Consider the following 19,062-nt stretch of genomic DNA (forward strand, 5'->3'; position numbering starts at 1 on the left):
TCCCATAAATTTAAGATTCTGTTTCTGCCAAAGTATGTACCACAAAATGACAAAAAATGTACCAAAGAATGACAGGTTGCTTACCACTGTACTCCTAATGATTGTAGGCTAACAGTAACTCTTGTATTACATAGTAAACTAAATTTTGTGCAACAATGCCGCTATTTTATAATTTCACACAGCCGTTAATATTACCAACAGTTCTACTATGCTTTTTTTGTTAAGTTAAGAAGGTAGAATAGAAGAGATCATTCGATTTAGAGAGAATAAGAGGGGGGAATGAAATGAATACATACTGTAAGAGTGCATTAAACCAAATAAAAATAGCATTAACAAAAACTATCGAAATAATGGACCAATTAGATGAGGGCGATTTACTAAAAAGACCATCCTCTGATAAACATTCAATAGGTGAGTTGTTAGAACACATTGCAAATATATGCAAAGCAGATTTACTAATTGTAAATGGTGCTACACAAGATGAAATGAATCAATTTTATTCATCTGTCGAATACAGGGGGATAAATGAAATAAAAACTGGTATTCTAAATAACTTTGAACAACTTGAAGAAAGCTATTTGAAATATTCGGAGATAGAGCTTCAACAAGAAATTACTTCATTTTGGGGTGTTTCATATTCAAGATATGAATGGTTATTAGAAATTTTAGCTCACGTTTATCATCACAGAGGTCAATTACACTCTATACTTGTTCATTGTTATAACAAAGACCCAAAAATATTATTGTTCGAATAAAAATTCTGGAGACCTGTGGCGTTTGCCCCCAGTGCGGTAAAGTTGTAATGGGTAGTGGACTGACAACACCGCATTTCCTGCTAATCATAAGTGTAAGAGGAATTCAGAGCCTGGGTACAACAGAATAAAATATATCCAGGCAGGGAAATTATTTTCCATGCTTTTTTTTGCAACTTTCTTAGGCTAAATAACGTATATGTAAAGGGTTATCTTATTGAAGAGGAGTGAGGGTATGAACGAAATCATCGCAGAACTTGAACAGTTAAATATGGCAGTCATCCTGCCTTTTCTTATCATTCAACTCATATTGATGATTATTGCTTTATTTGATTGGTTTCGGATTGAGAAGACGAATGGTCCTAAATGGATGTGGCTCTTTATTATTGTGTTCGTAAATATAATTGGTCCAATTCTGTACTTTGTGATTGGTAGGAGGCAAGAGTAATGTCCTTTTTTGAAGTAGATCAATTAACGAAAAAATTTGGAAAAACGACTGTCGTAGATCGAGTTTCGTTCAGCTTAGAAAAAGGACGCTGTGTAGCATTACTTGGTCCAAATGGGGCCGGTAAAACGACAACTCTAAAAATGCTCACTCAGCTACTAAGATCAACAAATGGGACGATTCAAATGGAGGGATTTGAGCAAAATGCCGATCTCAGAACGAAAATCGGTTATTTACCACAATATCCTGTCTTTCATAACTGGATGAGTGGTAGAGAGTTTTTAGAATATGTCGGCAAGCTCACACACCTCAAACCTACAGAAGCAAAGATACGAGCGGGTGAACTCTTGGAAATGATGGGGTTAGCTGATGCTGCCAATCGACGTATTGGGAAATATTCTGGTGGAATGAAGCAGCGGCTAGGTATTGCTCAAGCAATTATTCATCGTCCCAGCCTTCTCTTATTAGATGAACCAGTTTCAGCTCTTGATCCATTTGGACGGCGTGAAGTGTTAGAACTGATTCGAGAATTAAAAAAGGATACAACCATTCTATTTTCGACCCATGTTTTAAACGATGCCGAGGAAGTAAGTGATGACATCATTATTATTCATCAAGGGGAGATCAAGGTTGCTGACCGTCTCGATACTCTTCAAGAACAACATCAGCAGCCGATGATTTCCTTGCAAACAAAAGCCCCGATTCAACCATTGATTAAAGAGTGGGAAGACTGGGACGGGATCACTGATATCATGTATGAGGAGTACGCAGCTAAAGTTGTCGTAGCAGACATAGAGGCGGTAAAGAAGAGAATGCTCGCTGCTATCGTCGCAAAAGATATCCCTCTCGTTGCTTTTGAAGTTCAGAAATCATCACTGGAAGATTTATTTATGAAGGTGGTGAGGGGATGAGACAATGGCTCGTATTATTTCAAACGGAATTTCTGGAGATGGCCCGGAACTTTAAGATCATTTGGCTTCCACTTGTCTTCATCTTGTTAGGAATGACCGATCCTTTAACGACTTATTACATGCCGCAAATCCTCGAGATGTCAGGTGGCTTACCAGAGGGGGCCGTTTTTGAAATGCCACTTCCTTCTGCACCAGAAGTACTAATGATGACAGTGTCGCTACTGAATCTGTTAGGTGTTCTCATCATCGTCTTAGCTTCGATGGGAACGATTGCTGCTGAGCGAAAAAGTGGTCTAGCTGGTATGATTTTAGTGAAACCAATACCTTACTCTTATTATATAACAGCAAAATGGGCTGGATTAAGTGTAGTTGGCCTTGCATCGGTATTTTTAGGCTATTTAGCGGGTTGGTACTACGTCACACTCTTATTTGAACCGATCTCTTTTGGGTTATTTTTGCAAAGTTATCTGCTGTTAGCGTTATGGTTTTTATTTATTTTTACGCTCGTGATTTTCTTTAATACGGTGGTCAAAGTGCCAGGGTTCGTCGCATTTGTTACCCTCGCAACCATTATTATTTTATCTGTGCTAACGAATACATTTGACACTTGGATGAGATGGAGCCCTGCACAGCTAACTGGAAATGTTGGCTCGTTGTTGATCGAGGGGAGAAAATTTGAGGATCTTTGGCTGACGGTTACAGTTACGCTTATTCTTGTAGTTGGATTAATGTTCAGTGCGGTTACAATTTTACGAAATAAAGAGTTAGCTGAATAGCTTCTAAACCACATTGGATCTTTGATGTCTGACCTCCGTGCGCTAAAATTCAAACAAGAGAGAGACTGATACTAGATTTCGAAGAAGGGGAAGCAGCGTTGAATGTGGGTGTAGAGGTATTGCAGTAGTTTAGGATGTAGTAAGGAAACTTCATATCTCAATAATTAAGAGACGGTAATCGTGCAGATTCCGTCTCTTAATTTGTTTAATTCTTTAATAATAATTTTACTCTTAGCAAATTTTCTTCCTTAAAACACTCAAAAAAATAGCTGTCCCCGTCAGTGCGAAGATTTCGGAACGCTAAAAGGAAGAACCGATCTTTCTTGAAAAATAATACTAAATAAGAATGTACTTTTTGGAGAAAAACACCATTTATTTAACTGTTTCATACGCTACATCTTTGGAATTTGGCATAGTTTTTAATCGGAATGGACAGATTAACTTAAGAATCAGTTCATAGTAAGGAGTATAAAATGAATATCAAAAAAATTAGGCAACTCCTTTTTCCGAAGAGAGATTATCAAAACAAAAACAGTAATCATAATGTAAGTGAGATTAACCGAACAGAAAAGCCAACTCTTGAACATACACTTCACGAGTTTGATCGTTGTGAAGACCTAATCCATAGGACATTTCCGACAAAGGACATACATATTGTTTACTTTGAACATTTAGTTGATAACGATGAGTTGAATCGTGAAGTTATTAAACCATTTTCGCAAATTCGAGCAGATGAAGTTAATGCACTTTTACATGAATCACAATTTAATAAAGTAGATGACACAAAGGGCTTCATTAATGGCATTTTAAAAGGATCGATTGGTATCTTTTTTTCAAGAGATACTTACTTGATTGATGTTTACGGTCCCCCATCCCGAAATATCATTGAGTCTGAAACTGAATCCATCATTACGGGCCCTCATGATGGATTTATTGAATCGATTGGGTCAAATTTATCGCTTATTCGCAGAAGAATTCGTAGTTCCCATTTAAAAACAATTAAGTTATCAGTCGGTGAAATCACAAAGACGGATGTTTATATTCTATACATTGAAGGTATTGCCGAGATGGAAATGGTTGATGATTTAATTCAAAGGATCAAAGATATTGAATATGATGGTATCTATGATTCAACTATGTTAATACAACTAATTGATGATTCTCCCTATTCTCTTTTTCCACAATTTCTAACGACAGAACGACCAGATGTTGCTACATCAAAGCTACTCTCTGGGAAAATCGTTGGAATTTCAGATAATAGTCCAACGGTTTTTTCAGCGCCAACAGCTCTATTTGAATTTTTCCAATCTCCAGATGATTATTATAATCGATGGGTTGTAGGAACTGTTTTAAGGTATTTACGGTATTTAGCCTTTGTAATAACCATCATTTTTACTGGCTTATATGTTTCTGTTACAACCTTTCATTATGAAATGATCCCTGAATCACTATTAATAACACTTTCGGAATCGAGGAAACAAGTTCCTTTTCCTCCACTCATTGAAGCTTTAGTGATGGAGACTACACTAGAATTATTGAGAGAAGCGGGAGCGAGATTACCTTCGAAGGTTGGTCAGACGATTGGGATCGTCGGAGGGATTGTGATTGGACAAGCCGCTGTCCAAGCAGGCCTTACTAGTAATATTTTAATTATAGTCGTCGCAACTTCGGCTATCGCCTCATTTGTTATTCCGAGCTATATCATGAGTGGATCGATACGTATTATTCGGTTCGGACTAATTATTCTAGCAGGAGTATTTGGGAACTTTGGAATCTTAGTTGGTATCACAATACTTATTATCCACCTTTCGAAGCTTACAAGCTTACGCGCATCATATTTAACACCAATAGCACCCATGTATATAGAAGATTGGAGAGATATTCTTTTGCGAGCTCCGTATTCAATGATGAAAGGTAGGCCTGCAGAATCAAAAACATCTAATGTCACAAGGAGCAAGATGAGGAGATAGGAGGAGACCCAATGAATGAAAAATTACACTACATCCATATTATTATATTAATATACATGATTCAGTCTGGGGCTGTTATATTTACCCTCCCTAGAGTAACAGCTGCAGCATACGGTACAAACGGCTGGCTGGCTTTGCTCCCAATTTCTTTGATAGTTATTTTTAATATTTATATAATCTCATTTGTATATAAATTAGGTGAGGGTAGAGACATTTTTTCGATAATGGAGTCAGCTATACCAAAAATACTTCTATTTCCATTATATATATTTCTTATAATCGTTTGGTCGCTATTAGGGTGCATGGTAGTTAATTATTATGTAAATTTGTTTCAACTTGTTGCTTTGCCAGGCACCCCACAATATTTATTAAAATTAATATTATCTTTAGTCGCTTTTTTATTTGTTATAAAGGGCATCTACAATATGGTTAAAGCGACCACCATTTTTTTTATATTAACGATTTGGACAGTAATAGTAGTGCTTTTTCTTTTCCCGAAATTTGAAATTAGTCGGTTTACACCTTATTTATTTCGGGGAGACACGGCATTTATTACAGGTGGTCTCGATATTTATTCGTCTTTCTTAGGGTATGAACTTGTTCTTCTCCTTTTTCCTTTTGTTGATCGCAAAACTAAATTATTCAAAGCCGTAGTTTTTGGTACATTGATGACGACAACTGTTTACATAATTGTATGTATTACTGCTTACGGATTCTATAGTTTTGAACACTTGTTAAAGCTTAGATATCCCGTAATAAATATGTTAGCTTATGTTGAGCTACCTTTCATGGAACGATTGGAGTCCTTAATTTTCAGTTTTTTCATTATGAAGATCATTGTTACTACAGGTCTATTTTATTGGGTTGCTAGTGAAACGTTACAGAGGTTACTCCCAAAAATCCCTAATTCCCTAGCAGTTTTTATCGTAATTCTGTTTTCTTATCTAATTTCCTTTATTCCCAATACAATGAATGAAGTTATGAATTGGTTGACATTCTTGGCAAATATTGAGATTGGAATAACTTTTATCCTTCCTCTACTATTAATTACAATACTCGTTATAAAAAAATCAAAGCAAAGTGAGCGTAATACGAATGGTTAATAAAATTATTATCATTGCTTTGTCAATTACTCTGATTCTTACTGGCTGCGCCGATATACAATTAGTTGAAGAGATTGGTTTTATCAATATTGCTGGATATGATCTTTATGAAGAAGGCGAAAGTAATAAAACTAACCCTCGAACTTATCAAATCACTTTCGGGATTCCACTTATTGACCCTGACAAAACAAAGCCAAGGGAAATTTTACAAACAGTTGGCCATACGAGTAAAGAAGGACGAATGAACTTAGCTAGAAAAACAGATCGATCCCTTGTCAGTGGCCAGTTGCGGACAACACTGTTTGGGATTGATTTGGCAGAGAAGGGAATTCTGGATATATCAGATACGATGCTTAGAGATCCTACGATCGGTAGTAGAGTTAAATTAGCCATCGTTAATGGCAGAGCGAATGAGTTATTAGCAAAAGAGTATCCTGAACACCCCAAAGTGGGCCCATATGTAGATATGCTACTAGAACAAGGAGCAAAATCGAGTGTTATACCTGATACGGACTTGTATCAATTTACAACAGATCTTTTAGAAAGAGGCATTGACCCTATTATCCCAGTGATTAAAACGGGAGAAAAAGAAGTCATAATTGACGGCATTGGGTTACTAAAAGGGGACAAATATATAACGAAGATTAACCCACAAGATACGTTTTCGTTTTTGGTTTTGTATCAAAATTTCAATACTGGAGAGCTTAAATTGTCTCTTCCAAATGAAGAGGATAAACAAGAAGATCTTGTCATTTATAGTTCGTTTAGAAGTAAGAGAAAAATAAATGTTGTGAGTACTACTGAGCCATTTGAAGTTACTATAGACGTTAGTTTAAAAGGGAATATTGTTGAATATCACGGTTCACTTGATTTGGAAACTGAAGAAGACCAAGAAAAACTAAAAGTAAATAGTGAACGGTTTATTGAAGCAAAAACAGCCGAGATTATCAAAACATTACAAAAAAATAATGTCGATAGTATTGGATTAGGCAAAAACATTCGTAATAGCATTAGTTATGAAGATTGGGAAAATTTAGATTGGGAAGGTATTTATCCAGATGTAACTGTAAATATCAATGCCAATGTCAATATTCGTGACTTCGGATTGATCCAATAATGCATTTTAACTGTTTTTCAGAAGAAGTCTTACTCTACAAGCGTAGCCTAAAGGATCGAAAACAATGCTTTGATAAAAAGGCGGATCTGTGGTGTCTGACCCCCTAGTGCATAGGAGTGTATCCAATCCATTAGCAGATTATTTCATAAGCATGGCAATCGACTTGTCTACCATGCGATCATTCCTAGCTAAAATTGTACTCACTGGAACTAGCCCTGGAATTTTTAGCGAAATGATTAGCAGAACACGAGTGAAATTGAAATAAAGTTCGGATAGATTCGGATCTTATATTGTGGTGAGCGCCGAATTTGTGGCGCTCACTTTATTTTATGTTGCCCTCGGCATCGTATTTGTTGCACTTTCTCACTTTAGTGCGGTAATATGTGTATGGACGTAATTCGACAAAAACTGTAATGATGTTGACAACAACTGTGAGAGAAACCATGTAGCATAACTAAACTAAGAGAACTTTTGAACCGATTGCAGAACGGTAGGTTTTTTCTGGAGTCTGTATGCAGATCTCAGAACTAAATTTTCTTAATAATGGAAGTTCGGTGGTTTCTTTTATCCGTTAAAATAGTACAAAAATATCTTATGATTGGAGTCTCAGCATGAACATTTCTCAAATTTTAAAAGGACAAGTACTATCTACTTTTGGTCCTGCTCCAAAAGAGGTTACACACATAAATTATGACTCTAGAAAAATAACGAATCATGGCTGTTTTGTTTGCATTAAAGGAGACAATACAGATGGACATTTATACATTGAGAAGGCAGTGTTACAAGGAGCAGTTCAGATTATCGGGAACGATCAGGATGTAATGATAGAGAACGCAAAGCGGTATTCTGACGTTCAATTTATTCTTGTCAAAGAACCTAAAAAAGCACTTGCTATTTATTCCTCTTATTTACAAAGTCATGCTCATAAACAGATGTCTTTAATTGGGGTAACAGGTACATTTGGTAAGACAACGATTACTGCTTATATTCGGAACTTGTTAAATGGTTTAGGAATTAAAACGGGTTCCATAGGTACCGCTGGTGTTTGGGATCATGAAAGTTCACTTTCTATCCACAAAAGCACACCTACAACACCAGAATCATCCGATCTGCACGCCTATATAAAGCTAATGAGAGAAAGGAATATTTCTTCTGTAGTAATGGAAGCAACATCCATAGGTCTTGATCAAGAAAGGCTATTCGGAATAGATTTCGACATTGCTGTGCATTCCAATCTCCATCCCGAACATCTTGATTATCACGGAACGTTTGAGCAATATAAGAAAGCGAAACTAAGTTTATTTGAACAAGCAAATGTGGCTGTAGTAAATACTGATGATGAGGGTATGAGTAAGGATATAATTTCTATGTTTGAAGGGGACCTTTGGACATACGGAATTCTTCATAACGCTACCATTCAAGCAAAAAATCTGGAAGCTACTTCAGAAGGCAGCTATTTTGATTTGCTTATTAAAGATCAACAGTACCATATTTTTTTACCAGTACTTGGTACACACAACATTTATAATTTCCTTGCTAGTCTTTGTGTATGTCTCGCAAAAGGGGTAACGCTCAAAGAACTTTATCCCCTCTTTCTTAAACTTGAAGGGCCTCCAGGGAGACTTCAACTAATTTCTGAGTTCACCAATCGAAAAATGATTTTTGATTTTTCTCACACGCCATCCGCTCTAGACAACTTACTTAAAACAATAAAGCCCATCCCTTACAAACGATTAATCATCATGATTACTGGCATTGGCATTAGAGAAAAATCTCTTCGGGCACCTATAGCGAAAGCGGTGGAGGGGAGAGCGGATGAGATTGTTGTCACAGCTGATCACCCTGGCGATGAAGATCCGTTGGTTATTGTTAACGATGTGATAGCTGGGTTTGAGACTACAACAGAGAATGTTCATCCCGTGACAAATCGTGGAGATGCTATTAAGAAAGCTATGGGGCTCACTCAAGAGGGAGACCTGATATTAATAACCGGATTATGTATGGAAGAATTCCAAATTATTAACGGGAAGAAAGTTCCTTATTATGATTATGACCACGTTAAAGAATTTTTGGACAGTAACAATCCTCAAAAACATCTTCAGATAAATTCTGTTTGTAAGTGAGCAAAAGATCACTTGAGAAAAAAGTGGATCTGTGGTGTTTGAAACCCAGTGCGCTAAAGTTTTAAAGGAGAGAGGGACTGACACTAGAACTCTACAGTCAAATTCACCGCATAAAGTGCAAGACGAAGCATGGCGAATTCTCGCCATGCCCTTTTTAGTGGTTTAGAAAACCCCTGGCTATGCCGGGGGTTCTGGAGAGCTTTCAGCGTGGTAATAAAAAAACCTCACTACATGATAAGATATAGTTGGTTTCCCGACCACTACATCTCCTCATAGAAGGAGGTATGCCCTGTGAAGGACATGAACAGTTTAGCACATACCACGTGGAATTGTAAGTATCACGTAGTCTTTGCGCCAAAGTACAGACGACAGATTATTTATGGAAAGTATAAACAAAGTATTGGAAAGATTATCAGAGATTTATGTGAACGGAAAGGTGTCGTATAGAGTAATTTTTGAAGGGATAGAAAAACTTAAATTAAAGCCAGGTACTTTTGAATTTGAAGCGATTGCCGATTTTTCTTTGGATTCAGATGATGTTTTAGGAACAAAAATAGAAATTCTAGTTTCTGACATTCAGGAAGTTGAATAATTCCTTATTCTACTATCGGGTTCGTATCTGGAGTAAGAGATACGCTCTTTCGCTTTTGGAGCAGGTTAATGGAATATGCTATCTAATCATTGAAGTGATATCATTTCATAACATATATAGAATCAATGAGAAGACTGCGCTTCCCATTTAGATGAAATTTTATTTATATTATTACTGACTTTAACCCACACTAACGTAAAAGAGATAGTTGGAAGTGGGTAGATAATGATGACTGATGAACAAGGGAAGCGACTAAATGAGATATTAGATTTACAAGAGATGATTGTTTCCATGTGGTTGGACTATTGGAAGGACTTCTCTTATTTTGATACAGGTCCATTCTGGGTCATCGTTGCGATGTTAGTTTTGCCTCTTGTTTTAATTTACTTTAAAATCGATCGAACAAAGGTTTTTCAAATTGGATTTTATGGATTCAATATACACACTTGGTTTACTTATTCAGATGCCATTGCATCGACAACAGGTCACGTATATTATCCATTTCAGGTGGTACCAGTTTTGCCAGTTAACTTTGCCTTGGATGCTTCACTTGTCCCTGTCACCTTCATGTTGGTATATCAATGGTGTATAAATAACAATAAGAATGTATTCCTTTATGGTGTATTAACGAGTGCTGTTTTCTCTTTCTTACTTAAGCCAATTATGGCTGCAGGGGATTTAATCAGATTAGATCATGGTATGAATTATTTTTATCTCTTTCTCAATTATCTAGTCATCTTGATTTTGGCAATTGTAATAACCAGGGTCTTTATCTACTTAAAACACCATCCCAATATTCATAAGAATAAATAAGTGTAATGTAGTTTTTATTCTAAAAGGTCAACTTTAAATTTTTGGTAGGCTAATGAGATCAAAAGGAAAAAAATCTTTTTTTTGAAAACCGAGAATCCATTACAATTTATACAGTTTTAAAAGAACAGCACTTTAACCAAGTGCTGCTCTTTTATGTCCCAGCCTCTTAGCCCGAAGACTCCATCTGATTGGATTCTGTAAGCTTTCAGTGTTTGAGTGAGAACCCTTCGATTTGTTTAACAGATTCATAGGTTTAGTATGCTTGTGATAAGAGCGTGTGATCCCTCCTGTACAAGCCTTTATACAGGAATTATTGACGATTTTATTCGAAAAAAATACAAAATAGATTAATCTAAAAAGGAAATTAATGTTAAACTATTGTGGGAGAATAATTGAATTAGAATCTTGAGAGTGGGGCTTGGGGATTTTGAAGAATTTATTTATGATATTAGGGATAGGAATATTTTTTGTGCTTTCAGGTTGTAACAAAAATATTGATGCTTCTCATTTCATGTGGAACGATATTATATATATTGCTACATATGAACCTATCTCAGAAGAAGAGATTATCGAAGAGATTGGGATGATTTCAAGAATTGTTGAAGGTACAGCAAAGGAAAGCGGGGAGGCAAAAGGTATTGTTCAAGGTACGAGACTGTATCAAATAAAAGGAAGAGAGATTTCATCTGGCAAAAACGGTTATATTGCGTATGGAATAGACGGAAAATTTTATATTGCAAGTAAATATAATCAATAGTTTAGATGTTATTTATCTAACGGAGCAAAAAAGTTCAGTGTACTTAAAATTTATATTAAATAAAGAAGGAAGGGTAGAAAATGGTTTATAAAGCAAGAACTCCAAGAGCCGTCTTAGGAGTCTTATTAGCATTAACAGTGGTGTCGATTATAAGTTTAGAGTACTCCTATATGTTATGGTTACTACATTATCAAATTATATTTGCTACAATCCTTTTATTGTTAACCTTTATTAAATATGAATTTAAAATAGATAATGGATATTTGGAATATCATATATTTTTCTTGACAATACCCATCTACAAGAAAGTATTAATTCCCAATGAAATAAGTCAAATGAACTTTAAACGTATTGGTTGGGAAAAATGTGCGATTATAAACGTCAAAAGCGGGTTTAACATTCGAGTTATTAATTTTGCTCCAAACAGTGTATTTAAAGATTTAATTGATTTTGCTCATAATAATAGTATTCCAATATCTAAAACAAAGGATATTTTGATTTTAGGTAAATAAATTTTCTTAGAAGAACGGGTGCGTTGATTTACTAAGATCAACGCACTTCTTATTGCACTCACGAGTGGGTTAACTGATTAAAAATTTGTGTGACTTTCTCAAAACTCTTATGGTCATTAACTGTAAAGGGAGGTTGCCGTTCTAATGGTTATTTGGTAGTGCTTTAACCATATAAGAGATGCATCTTTTCTCGTTTTTCCCGTGTTATAAAATGTACCGATCGTTCAATTGATAAAAAGGGGTCTGAAACACAGTGAATAATCGCGATAGTAAGGTTTTTAAATCGTTCATTTGTTTTCTATTACTCTGGATTTTACTTGGATATAATCCTCCACCAACATTTTCTGCAAGTGAACATATCTTTTCAGAAAATAAATTAGAGAATTATCTAAAAGAAAATAACAATGATATCGCTGGTTTAGCAGCAATTGTGATAGACGAAGATGAAGTAATTTACAAAATGGAAGGTTATGCAAATATAGAAGAACAAATTTTAATTAATGAAAATACTGTTTTTGAATGGGCATCCGTTTCTAAAATTCTAATTTGGATTAGTGTTTTACAATTAATCGAAAAAGGAGAGCTTGATTTAGAAACTGATATTAAAACTTACTTGCCAAATGATTTCCGCTCCAAGATAAAATTTGAGGATTCAATCACGATGCATCACTTAATGCATCATACAGCGGGATTTGATGACAGTTTTACAGATTTAATGATTCATAGTCCAACCAACAAGAACACATTAAGAGAAGTACTCGAAGAAGCAGATATTAAGCAGATATATCCTCCTGGTGATGTTGTTGCTTATTCAAATTATGGAAGTGGCCTTGCTGCCTATATTGTTGAAAAAATCAGTGGTCTAGACTACCAGGAATACATACGGAAGAATATTTTTGAACCACTTCAAATGACAAAAACAGCAATAGATCCCGAACAAGACGATAACAAATGGGTGAAAGAACAGAGGGGAGAGGTGCAGGGATATTCGAATGCACGGCAATTAATTGAACCTAATTTATACTCGATTCCCATGTATCCGATAGGTAGTGCTATGGGAACAGCTTCAGATTTACAAAAGTTATTACAAGTGTTATTAACTGAAGATGGAACCCCTTTATTTAAAGATGAAAAAACGATTGATATCATGTTTGAACCAACATTATATTATCCGGAAACCAATATTCCCAGGGTCGCAAACGGTTTATTTTATTTACCATCGAAAAGTCATCATGTGTATGGTCACAGTGGGAATTCCAAAGCCTTTAGCTCCTCTTTTTATGTAGATAGAAAAGAACGTATCGGAGTTTTAGTGCTGACAAACATTAAAGATGAAAGTACTTTCACATCGGGGATACCTGAAATCATTTTTGGTGAGTATGCACATGTTGAAAATGACGTAATTTTGGAAACCGCATCTCAATGGAATGGTATTTATGAGCCGGCTCGGTTGCCCAGCTCTGGATTTAGTAAGGTGTACGGATTATTTTTAAGAGGTAAAACGAAACATAGTGGATCAAATCATTTAATTATGAACGGCTTACATTATTCACAGCTAGAACCAGGCATTTACAAAACAGAGAATGGTCCCAGTTTGTACAGTCTAGATGTTTATTCAAAACATCCGAAAATGAAAAACATGTTATCTAATACATATTCGGATTTACTTTACGTTCCTTATTATAAACATCTCCTAGAGTGGGGAGGAATGATTCTAGGAGTATTAGCTATACTGCTTTCTTTCATCTATGTTATCGTAACTTCTTTTAAAAGGATATGGAATAAAAAACCTCTGCACACGTTCCTTTTTAGTCAACATGTTTTAAATCTACTTATGTTTATGAACGTTCTTTGGATAGGTTATAAGACAGTATCAATGGTCAGTTATGCCACCCTCAAACCATTTTTAACTTTCAATCTTATATATCTAGTTATAGCTCTTGTTAATAGTGGATTTTTAAGTGTTAAGATAAAAAATCAAAGTTTAAGTAAACGTGAAAAACTGGTTTGGATTATGACAATTGTTTTGACATTAATTTTATGTGTAAACATTTTGTATTGGGAGTTTTATTATTAGATCTTTGTTGTCTGACCTCCAGTGCACTGATTCTCACTCTTATAAAAACCTATCGATGGAGCTGCCAATTTGGTGGCTCTTTTTATTTGTTAGCTAGGTAGGAGCCTAATTAAGATGAAGTTCCCAATTGAAGTTACGTTCTTAAAACATGGGCATATGATGCTTTATCAACTTTTAAAGGAGATGAACAATTTGCATTATGAACCGAACGGGAATTTATATCCTTATTATGCGAAATTAAACCATGGAAACGAATACAGAACAGAGCAACAAATGGCGGCCGATGAACTCTTTGCAGCTATTAAGAGAGAAGCCTCGGCGATTGACCTTTATCATCGATTAGCTGATGCTGCACCAGATTACGATCATCAAGAAAACCTTCTTTATGCGTTAGAAGGAAAGCAGGCTTATTTGGACCATTTTACGAACCTTTATACGTATCTTTTAGGAACAGAGCCTACCTATGAGGTTGATTCAGTCTCTGTGGATAGCTATCAAGATGGTTTGCAAAAAGCGTATGAGATGGAAGTTGAGGCTGTAAATGATTATTATAGAGCATGTTTACTTCCTCAGCATCTAGAGGTTCATAATAGCTTTCTTTGGGCTTTGGAGGGTGAACAAGAAAATGCACAACGACTAAGTTCATTATACGAAGATATCCAAAATCGAATACAAGACTACGGACCAGAACCGTTGATCATTGATATTGAAGAAGTGACAAAAGAAAACACCAATTACCGAACGACATTGTGGACGGGTGATCATTTGCAAATTACCTTGATGAGTATTGAGGTTGGGGGAGACATTGGCTTAGAAACGCATCCAAACCTTGATCAATTTATCCGGCTTGAAGAAGGACACGGATTTGTGCAAATGGGGGATGTGCCAGATAATTTATATATCGAACAAGAGGTCTACGATGACTATGCGATCGTGATTCCGGCTGGCAAGTGGCATAACTTAACGAACATAGGTGATACTCCAATCAAGCTGTATTCAATCTACGCGCCACCAGAGCATCCGTTTGGCACCATTCATGAGACGAAAGAAATCGCAATGGCTGCTGAAGAAGATCATCAGTACTAATCATTGCGCACGTAAGGAGGGCAAGTTGGAAGGGAACACATCATAAAAAATTGGTGTGTTCTTTTTTTAGATTGAGAGGTTGAGGTTATGTGCTGAAAAATATAGAGGATTCAGGGTGATTTAGTAGAATAACTGACATAATGGCTATTAAACGATGAAGGAGGGGAACGGCTATTTTAATGAAGAAAGATGTGGAGCAAAGGGTCGTCAATGGGGTACAAATGGTCAATGGAAAGATGTCATTTCAACGTGTGAAACTAAATGTCCATTGCTTTTTCGTGGATGGAATTCTCATTGACACAGGGGCAAAGTCACTCGAGCGATTATTTAAGCCCTTTTTTACGCGATTGGATATTGATAAAGTCGTCATCACACACTTCCATGAAGATCATACGGGTGGTGCGGCTTTTTTACAAAAAGAGCGTGAGTTACCCATTTTCATGGATAATACGATGCTTCACTCATGTATAACGAAGGCAAATTATCCACTCTATCGCCAATTGTTTTGGGGGAGACGTAAACCATTTCGCGCTGAACCGATCGGTGAAACATTTCAATCTCGAAATGCATCATGGCAAGTCATCAAAACGCCAGGACATGCGATAGATCACCTTTCCTTTTTAAATAAGCAAACAGGACAGCTTTTTACGGGGGATCTATATTGTCAAAAAAAGACAAAGGTGGTACTTAGAGAAGAAAATGTGCTAGTGACAATTGATTCCTTAAAGAAGACCTTAACCTATGATTTTGATGAGGTGTTTTGTAGTCATGCAGGCCACTTGAAGAATGGACGAACAGCAATAAAGAGTAAGCTAGATTATTTATTGGATCTACAAGGAATGATTTTGAAATTGTATGAGGAAGGGAACACTCCTGAAGACATTAATGCGGAATTGTTTCCAAAAAAATATCCGATCACCACACTTTCATCTGGAGAATGGGATTCAATCCATATTGTTCGAACGATTATTAATGAAAAGGATCAAGTACTTTCTTTATCATCAGGAACATAAGTGAGTGATTGCTCATTCAGAAAGCTGTTATAAATCCAACAAGTCTGCGGATCATTCATTTGCGAGCTGTTCAGTTATTAATAAACGCGTACTTTTGGACAAGCAACAAAGTAATAAAAGGCTTACCTGAAAAACTTCGGGCAAGCCTTTTAGTCTACATTGTATTAGAGACCAGCCATCTCATTTATTTAAATGCTTTAGTGCTTCTCTTTGGCTTAATGGTTTTAAAGATGTTTCTGAAACGAATAGTTTTACACGATTAGGATTGGATTTGGCATATTCACGTAAGGACCAGCCAATTGCTTTCTGAACAAAAAATTCATTGCTCTCGGACCTTCTTTGTATGTAAGCAAAAAGACGATCTTCATTTGTTTTTTCTTTATATTTTAATTGAAAGAGAATGGCGGTTCTTTGAAGCCACATTTGATCATCGTTAATCCATTGATCAGCATATTGATTGACGAGATCTGGATATTCGGTGAACAAGTACCCAAAGATATTCGGAGCGAGCGTATCAACCGTTTCCCACCATGATTTCGAAGTAATTAAAGGTGATAGCCACTCCATATCTTCTGGAGTAAGACTCTTTTTAGAATGTTGTAGGATATCTAAGGCAGCATGCTGATATTCTCGTGCTGGGAGATTCCAAAGCGAGAAAATGACCTCTTTTAATGATTCTCTTTCAGGTAGACCATGCACCTTTATATGTTCCTTTATTAATTGCTTGCGAATCGGTGTTCTAATACCAAGACATGTAAATTGATTACGTAAGTAGTTTTCTGACCACTCGGCATACACTGCATCTTTATGTTCGATGAATTGGTCGACAAGCTGTTGCACATAGGAATTGTCCATTGGTTATTCAAGCCTTTCTTTATATACAATTGACTGCTTTTATTGATATACGTTTAGTATAGTACATCTACTAACTCTATAGACAGAAAAGCCCTTGAAATCACATGATCAAGGGCTCTTAATCTTACTGTTTATTTCTTCATCAATAAATACATAAAGTAAGGTGCACCAATCAGGGCAACCATTATCCCTGTTGGAATCCCGTTAGGCTCGACTAAGTTTCGTCCAACCGTATCGGCTAATACTAATAGCCATCCGCCAAGCAGGAGGGCTATTGGAATAAAGAGTTGATTGCGAGGTCCAACAAGTGCTTTTGCGATATGGGGAGCCATAAGTCCGATGAACGCAATTCCCCCTGTCACTGAAACTGCAGATGAGGCAAGCGCGACTGCAGTTAGAAGAAGGACAAAACGTTCACGCTCGATTAGAATGCCAACACCAATAGCAGCAGGTTCGCCTAGCCCCATGATGTTCAGCCGGTTTGCTTTATATAATGTGAATGGGATTAACACAACAAGCCAAGGGAAGATCGCCCAAATAAACGGCCAGTCGGCACCCCATACATTTCCTGCAAGCCACCTCGCAATGAAGTCGACTTTAAATGGATCAACCGATGAGATGAGCAAGATCATGACACCTGATAACGCCATCGAAAATCCGACCCCCGTTAAGACTAAACGAACAGGATCAAGCCCAGTTTTGCGGTTATATGAGAATAAATAAATTGCCATTGCTGTGAGTAGGGCTGAGACAAACGCTACGACTGGTAGTAAGAAAACAAAGCTGCCATCATTTACTGGGAAAAATAAATAAAAGACTGCCACCCCAACACCTGCACCAGAGTTGATCCCGATGATACCAGGGTCAGCTAAATCATTTCTCGTGATTCCTTGTAAGATCGCCCCAGATAGGGCAAGTGCCATTCCAGCGAGCAAGGTGACGATGATCCTTGGCAACCGAACGGAAAACAAAATAAATTCCTCTTTAAATTCTCCTTGACCAAGTAGGGTAGGGAGAATGCGATCATACGGCATAGAAGACGGACCGATTCCGGCACCGATCACGATCGTTCCCAAAATAAGAGCAGACAAGGTCGCCAGGATCAGTCGTTGTTTTCGAATAAGACTTGGATGGATCATACAAATGCCTTCCCTTCTTTTCGTACTATAAAGAGGAAGAATGGTAGTCCGATAATCGCCACTATCGCTGCAACTGGTGTTTCATAGGGAGCACTGATGGTTCTGGCGACTAGGTCAGCTAGCAGCATAAATCCGGCACCGAATATGACAGACATCGGTAACACATAGCGGTAATCCGTCCCAACGACTGCACGCACGATGTGGGGGATCATTAAGCCGATGAACGCGATATTACCAACGAGAGCAACCGCTGCCCCTGCGAGCATAATGATGATTAAAAACAACATCACTTTAATTTTGGTCGTATGCTGTCCAAGACCCACTGCCACTTCTTCACTTAAGCTGAGGATCGTCAGTTGTTTCGATAAGAAGATTGCGACTAAGATTCCCCCTATAATAAATGGGATGACAATTTGAAGCTGGCTCCAAGAGGTACCGATCAATCCGCCAGCCGTCCACATGGAAATGTCTTTTGAAATTTTAAAGTAAATACCGATCCCTTCAGCAATGGCTGTTAAAAAGGCGGTGACAGCCGCGCCGGCTAAGACAATTCGAAAAGGAGAGAATCCGCCTTTTCGTGCCGCACCAATACTAAGCACCATCACCGTTCCAACCGCGGCTCCGATAAAACAGGCAACCATCATCCCAAAGTAGTTAGCGGTAGGAATAAAGGCAATCGTTATTGCTAGAGCGAGGTTTGCGCCAGCTGTAATGCCAAGAAGTCCTGGATCAGCTAATGGATTTCGTGTCAATCCTTGAATGATCGCCCCAGATACGGCAAGTGCCGCCCCAACAAAAATAGCAGCGACTGCACGTGGAAAGCGAATCTCCCTCAGCATCGACAGCTGATCTCCCGTTGCACTCGTCATGAGCGCCGCCCACACTTCACGCACGGTCACTTCAGCCGCTCCAAAGACCATCGCACCAAAAAAGAGTGCGATAAATCCCGCAGTAGCAAGGAGAAACAGGAATAGTTTAGATCTCATCAATCGATTTGTATGTATCATAGCTCTCATCTCTT

General features: G+C 37.2%; 18 protein-coding genes and 1 pseudogene. 16 read left to right on the forward strand and 3 right to left on the reverse strand.

Translation table 11 applies throughout. The features are described from left to right. Window positions 1-284 precede the first annotated feature (284 nt). The 16 genes and pseudogenes from CDZ88_RS03870 to CDZ88_RS03940 all read left to right on the forward strand — a co-directional run bounded on the left by CDZ88_RS03870 (window position 285) and on the right by CDZ88_RS03940 (window position 16,047). Complete coding sequence (locus CDZ88_RS03870) at window positions 285-755, forward strand: DinB family protein (protein ID WP_100372288.1); 471 nt, start codon at window positions 285-287, stop codon at window positions 753-755. 232 nt (window positions 756-987) lie between these two features. Beyond that, window positions 988-1,200: a PLD nuclease N-terminal domain-containing protein gene (locus CDZ88_RS03875; protein ID WP_198507814.1), complete on the forward strand. Its 213-nt coding sequence runs from the start codon at window positions 988-990 to the stop codon at window positions 1,198-1,200. After that, window positions 1,200-2,108, forward strand: a complete 909-nt coding sequence (locus CDZ88_RS03880) for an ABC transporter ATP-binding protein (protein WP_100372289.1) — start codon at window positions 1,200-1,202, stop codon at window positions 2,106-2,108. Before CDZ88_RS03875 ends, CDZ88_RS03880 begins: the two co-directional genes overlap by 1 nt. Further along, window positions 2,105-2,884, forward strand: coding sequence for an ABC transporter permease (locus CDZ88_RS03885; RefSeq protein ID WP_100372290.1), 780 nt, complete (start codon window positions 2,105-2,107; stop codon window positions 2,882-2,884). Before CDZ88_RS03880 ends, CDZ88_RS03885 begins: the two co-directional genes overlap by 4 nt. A 473-nt stretch (window positions 2,885-3,357) precedes the next feature. Beyond that, window positions 3,358-4,854, forward strand: a complete 1,497-nt coding sequence (locus CDZ88_RS03890) for a spore germination protein (RefSeq protein WP_100372291.1) — start codon at window positions 3,358-3,360, stop codon at window positions 4,852-4,854. Between the two features lie 11 nt (window positions 4,855-4,865). Further along, window positions 4,866-5,957, forward strand: coding sequence for a GerAB/ArcD/ProY family transporter (locus tag CDZ88_RS03895; RefSeq protein ID WP_100372292.1), 1,092 nt, complete (start codon window positions 4,866-4,868; stop codon window positions 5,955-5,957). Continuing rightward, window positions 5,950-7,074, forward strand: a complete 1,125-nt coding sequence (locus CDZ88_RS03900) for a Ger(x)C family spore germination protein (protein WP_100372293.1) — start codon at window positions 5,950-5,952, stop codon at window positions 7,072-7,074. Before CDZ88_RS03895 ends, CDZ88_RS03900 begins: the two co-directional genes overlap by 8 nt. A 611-nt stretch (window positions 7,075-7,685) precedes the next feature. Next, window positions 7,686-9,197: a UDP-N-acetylmuramoyl-L-alanyl-D-glutamate--2,6-diaminopimelate ligase gene (locus CDZ88_RS03905; RefSeq protein ID WP_100372294.1), complete on the forward strand. Its 1,512-nt coding sequence runs from the start codon at window positions 7,686-7,688 to the stop codon at window positions 9,195-9,197. Window positions 9,198-9,497: 300 nt separating this feature from the next. Then, a pseudogene (locus CDZ88_RS03910) lies at window positions 9,498-9,638 on the forward strand (transposase); the annotation flags it as partial. Further along, window positions 9,634-9,789 (forward strand): hypothetical protein, encoded by a 156-nt coding sequence (locus CDZ88_RS17320; RefSeq protein ID WP_157796466.1) that lies wholly within the window; start codon window positions 9,634-9,636, stop codon window positions 9,787-9,789. The pseudogene CDZ88_RS03910 and the gene CDZ88_RS17320, both read left to right, overlap by 5 nt. A gap of 225 nt (window positions 9,790-10,014) precedes the next feature. Then, window positions 10,015-10,602: a CBO0543 family protein gene (locus CDZ88_RS03915; protein WP_232718546.1), complete on the forward strand. Its 588-nt coding sequence runs from the start codon at window positions 10,015-10,017 to the stop codon at window positions 10,600-10,602. Between the two features lie 427 nt (window positions 10,603-11,029). After that, on the forward strand, window positions 11,030-11,359 hold the full coding sequence (locus CDZ88_RS03920) for a hypothetical protein (RefSeq protein ID WP_100372295.1): 330 nt from the start codon (window positions 11,030-11,032) through the stop codon (window positions 11,357-11,359). An 80-nt stretch (window positions 11,360-11,439) separates the two neighbouring features. Next, a complete protein-coding gene (locus CDZ88_RS03925) occupies window positions 11,440-11,871 on the forward strand; it encodes a hypothetical protein (RefSeq protein ID WP_100372296.1) in 432 nt (143 codons plus the stop codon). Between the two features lie 253 nt (window positions 11,872-12,124). Then, window positions 12,125-13,948: a serine hydrolase domain-containing protein gene (locus CDZ88_RS03930; RefSeq protein ID WP_100372297.1), complete on the forward strand. Its 1,824-nt coding sequence runs from the start codon at window positions 12,125-12,127 to the stop codon at window positions 13,946-13,948. A gap of 114 nt (window positions 13,949-14,062) precedes the next feature. Beyond that, a complete protein-coding gene (locus CDZ88_RS03935; RefSeq protein ID WP_232718548.1) occupies window positions 14,063-15,034 on the forward strand; it encodes a cupin domain-containing protein in 972 nt (323 codons plus the stop codon). Window positions 15,035-15,207: 173 nt separating this feature from the next. Beyond that, entirely contained in the window at window positions 15,208-16,047 is an 840-nt protein-coding gene (locus tag CDZ88_RS03940) for an MBL fold metallo-hydrolase (protein ID WP_198507881.1), read from the forward strand. A 180-nt stretch (window positions 16,048-16,227) separates the two neighbouring features. Here the strand turns inward: CDZ88_RS03940 and CDZ88_RS03945 are convergent, their stop codons facing one another. The 3 genes from CDZ88_RS03945 to CDZ88_RS03955 form a co-directional block, all read right to left on the reverse strand. Beyond that, window positions 16,228-16,902, reverse strand: a complete 675-nt coding sequence (locus CDZ88_RS03945) for a DNA alkylation repair protein (protein ID WP_100372299.1) — start codon at window positions 16,900-16,902, stop codon at window positions 16,228-16,230. 131 nt (window positions 16,903-17,033) lie between these two features. Next, window positions 17,034-18,041 carry a FecCD family ABC transporter permease gene (locus tag CDZ88_RS03950; RefSeq protein WP_100372300.1) on the reverse strand — a complete coding sequence of 336 codons (1,008 nt, stop codon included), beginning with the start codon at window positions 18,039-18,041 and terminating at the stop codon, window positions 17,034-17,036. Continuing rightward, on the reverse strand, window positions 18,038-19,027 hold the full coding sequence (locus CDZ88_RS03955) for a FecCD family ABC transporter permease (RefSeq protein ID WP_232718703.1): 990 nt from the start codon (window positions 19,025-19,027) through the stop codon (window positions 18,038-18,040). The genes CDZ88_RS03950 and CDZ88_RS03955 overlap by 4 nt, the downstream gene beginning before the upstream one ends. Window positions 19,028-19,062: the final 35 nt, after the last annotated feature.

Source organism: Bacillus sp. FJAT-45037, from assembly GCF_002797325.1.
Taxonomy (GTDB): Bacteria; Bacillota; Bacilli; order Bacillales; family Bacillaceae_D; genus Alkalihalophilus.

Bases quoted from the DNA above. Each gene is read 5' to 3' on its own strand.
- CDZ88_RS03870 (WP_100372288.1), top strand. From the start codon at position 285: ATGAATACATACTGTAAGAGTGCATTAAACCAAATAAAAATAGCATTA.
- CDZ88_RS03875 (WP_198507814.1), top strand. From the start codon at position 988: ATGAACGAAATCATCGCAGAACTTGAACAGTTAAATATGGCAGTCATC.
- CDZ88_RS03880 (WP_100372289.1), top strand. From the start codon at position 1,200: ATGTCCTTTTTTGAAGTAGATCAATTAACGAAAAAATTTGGAAAAACG.
- CDZ88_RS03885 (WP_100372290.1), top strand. From the start codon at position 2,105: ATGAGACAATGGCTCGTATTATTTCAAACGGAATTTCTGGAGATGGCC.
- CDZ88_RS03890 (WP_100372291.1), top strand. From the start codon at position 3,358: ATGAATATCAAAAAAATTAGGCAACTCCTTTTTCCGAAGAGAGATTAT.
- CDZ88_RS03895 (WP_100372292.1), top strand. From the start codon at position 4,866: ATGAATGAAAAATTACACTACATCCATATTATTATATTAATATACATG.
- CDZ88_RS03900 (WP_100372293.1), top strand. From the start codon at position 5,950: ATGGTTAATAAAATTATTATCATTGCTTTGTCAATTACTCTGATTCTT.
- CDZ88_RS03905 (WP_100372294.1), top strand. From the start codon at position 7,686: ATGAACATTTCTCAAATTTTAAAAGGACAAGTACTATCTACTTTTGGT.
- CDZ88_RS03915 (WP_232718546.1), top strand. From the start codon at position 10,015: ATGATGACTGATGAACAAGGGAAGCGACTAAATGAGATATTAGATTTA.
- CDZ88_RS03925 (WP_100372296.1), top strand. From the start codon at position 11,440: ATGGTTTATAAAGCAAGAACTCCAAGAGCCGTCTTAGGAGTCTTATTA.
- CDZ88_RS03935 (WP_232718548.1), top strand. From the start codon at position 14,063: ATGAAGTTCCCAATTGAAGTTACGTTCTTAAAACATGGGCATATGATG.
- CDZ88_RS03945 (WP_100372299.1), bottom strand. From the start codon at position 16,902: ATGGACAATTCCTATGTGCAACAGCTTGTCGACCAATTCATCGAACAT.
- CDZ88_RS03950 (WP_100372300.1), bottom strand. From the start codon at position 18,041: ATGATCCATCCAAGTCTTATTCGAAAACAACGACTGATCCTGGCGACC.
- CDZ88_RS03955 (WP_232718703.1), bottom strand. From the start codon at position 19,027: ATGAGATCTAAACTATTCCTGTTTCTCCTTGCTACTGCGGGATTTATC.